We start from the raw sequence: 2,386 nt of genomic DNA on the forward strand, positions 1-2,386 counted from the left end.
GGCGGTGTTGTGGGGCGCCTCCTACCCCTTTATCAAGATCGGCGTCGAGACGATCCCGCCGGTGACCTTCATCGCCGGCCGCACGCTGATCGCCGGCGGCATTCTGCTTGGCCTCATCCGCTGGCGCGGCCTTGCCATGCCGCGGGATGCGGTCAACTGGCGCCGCTTCATGTTCCAGGCCTGCCTCAACAGCGTCGTCCCGTTCACGCTGATCGCCGCCGCCGAGCGCTCGATCGTTGCAGGCCTTGCCACCATCCTCAACGCCACGTCGCCGATCTTCACCTTCCTGCTGACGGCGCTGATCACCCGCCACGAGCCGGTGACGCTGCGCAAGCTGGTCGGCGTCGGCGCCGGCATCGCCGGCATTTGCCTCATCGTCGGCACCGAGGCCCTTGGCGGGCTCGGCCATCAATTGTGGGCACAGCTTGCGGTCGTCGCCGCCACAATCTGCTATGCCGGCGCCGCCATCTTCGGCCGCAATTTCAGAGGGCTCGACCCGATGCTGCCGGCCGCCGGCTCGATGATCTGCGGCGCGGCGATCCTGATACCCTTGAGCCTCGTCTTCGACCGGCCCTGGACATTGACGCCATCGACGGCGTCGATCCTTGCTCTCTTCGGGCTTTCGGTCTTCTCCACCGCGCTCGCCTTCTCGATCTTCTTCCGGCTCATCCACACGCTGGGCTCGGTCGGCACCACCTCGCAGGCCTATCTGCGCGTGCCGATCGGCGTCGGCATCGGCGCTGTCTTCCTGGGCGAGAGCCTCGGCCCGACGGCATGGCTCGGCATGGCGTTTGTCGTCGTCGGCGTCGCCGCCATGACCATACCGGCTCGTCAGGCCAGGCTTGCGCAATAATGCATGTCGCCCAAAATTGCGCAGCGGTTTTGGGGGAACGACATGCATCAGGAAAATGCATGTCGCCCAAAAGTGCGCAGCGGTTTGGGAGAACGACATGCATCAAGACAAAGACTCAAAGCGCGTCGCCGACGCGCTTTGGTTGCGCCTCGCATCAACCCTGCCTATCTCGGGAGCATCGTTCCTCGATAAGGGCTTGGACCTGCCGTGATCCTTGACGCCGCCCGCGCCGCCGCCAGCCAGCTGTTCTCGCCCGAATTCCGCTCCGTCTTCCTGAAGACGCTTGGATTGACAGTGCTGGCGCTGGTGGCGTTGTGGTTTGGCATCGAGAGCCTGCTCGAATGGCTGGCCTGGCCGTGGCTGCAGACATTCGTGCCTGGCCTGCCTGCCTGGGCCGGCTGGCTCAGCGGCATCATCGCCGGCATCGTCCTCGCGGTGGGAATGGCGCTGCTCGTGGCACCAGTGACGGCGATCGTCGCCGGCCTGTTCCTCGACGATGTCGCCGAGGTGGTCGAGCGCACCGACTATCCGAACGACCCGCCCGGCCGCGCCGTGCCGGCGCTGCATTCGCTGGCGCTGGCGATCAAATTCTTCGGCGTCGTCATCCTGGGCAACATCGTCGGCTTGTTGCTGCTCCTGGTGCCGGGCATCAACATCGCCGCCTTCTTCATCGTCAACGGCTACCTGCTCGGGCGCGAGTTCTTCGAATTCGCCGCCATGCGCTTCCGTCCCGAGGCCGAGGCCAAGGCGCTGCGCCGGAAACACGGCGACACCGTGTTCCTGGCCGGGCTGGTTATCGCCGTCTTCCTTGCCGTGCCGCTGCTCAACCTTCTGACGCCGCTCTTCGCCGCCGCCGTGATGGTGCATCTGCACAAGGCGGTTTCGGCGCGCGAGCTGGTTTAGTCCTGCTCGGTACCGCCTCCGCGGAACAGTGCCTGCAGCTTGCCGAACGGCATCGCTGCGCGGGTGAAGCCGAAGGTGCCGTCCTGCTGGATCTCGCGCGCCGCCGTTTCCAGCATGCCGTAGGCGAAATTCGTCAGCCATGGTCCGAGCGAGATGCGTTTGACGCCGGCTGCGGCAAGTTCGGCAACGGTGAAGCCCGGCCGCGCCATGACATTGATGGGTTTGCTCACCGCCGAGCAGACCGTGCGCACCATGTCGACGTCGCTCAGGCCCGGTGCATAGAGCACATCGGCGCCGGCGTTCTCGAAGGCCTGCAGCCGCTTGATCGTGTCGTCGAGATCGGTCTTGCCCCACAGGAAGTTCTCGGCCCGCGCGGTAAAGACGAAATCGTGCTTGAGCGCGCGAGCCGCCTCAACCGCCGCGGCAACGCGTTCGACGGCATGCGAGAAATCGTAGATCGGATTGTCGGGATCGCCGGTGTGGTCCTCGATCGAGCAGCCGGCAAGGCCGGCGGCTTCGGCCGCGAAGATGGTTTCGGCGGCCTGCTCGGGGCTGTCCCCCTTGCCGCGTTCGAGGTCGGCAGAAACCGGCAGGTCGGTGGCCGCCGTCACCTCGCGGCAATGGTGGATC

At 65.9% G+C, this 2,386-nt stretch carries 3 protein-coding genes; 2 read left to right on the top strand and 1 reads right to left on the bottom strand.

Annotation, left to right across the window (positions count from 1 at the left end):
* The coding region (locus EOA38_RS33825) for an EamA family transporter (protein ID WP_127301268.1) at nucleotides 1-853 on the top strand (853 nt) is incomplete at its 5' end.
* Between the two features lie 207 nt (nucleotides 854-1,060).
* Nucleotides 1,061-1,756 carry a sulfate transporter family protein gene (locus tag EOA38_RS33830; protein WP_127301269.1) on the top strand — a complete coding sequence of 232 codons (696 nt, stop codon included), beginning with the start codon at nucleotides 1,061-1,063 and terminating at the stop codon, nucleotides 1,754-1,756.
* On the opposite strand, the gene EOA38_RS33835 is transcribed toward EOA38_RS33830, so the two are convergent.
* A partial coding sequence (locus tag EOA38_RS33835) for an isocitrate lyase/phosphoenolpyruvate mutase family protein (protein WP_127301270.1) occupies nucleotides 1,753-2,386 on the bottom strand: 634 nt, incomplete at its 5' end. The two genes, EOA38_RS33830 and EOA38_RS33835, sit on opposite strands and share 4 nt — an antisense overlap.

This window comes from Mesorhizobium sp. M1E.F.Ca.ET.041.01.1.1 (genome assembly GCF_003997355.1).
GTDB lineage: Bacteria > Pseudomonadota > Alphaproteobacteria > Rhizobiales > Rhizobiaceae > Mesorhizobium.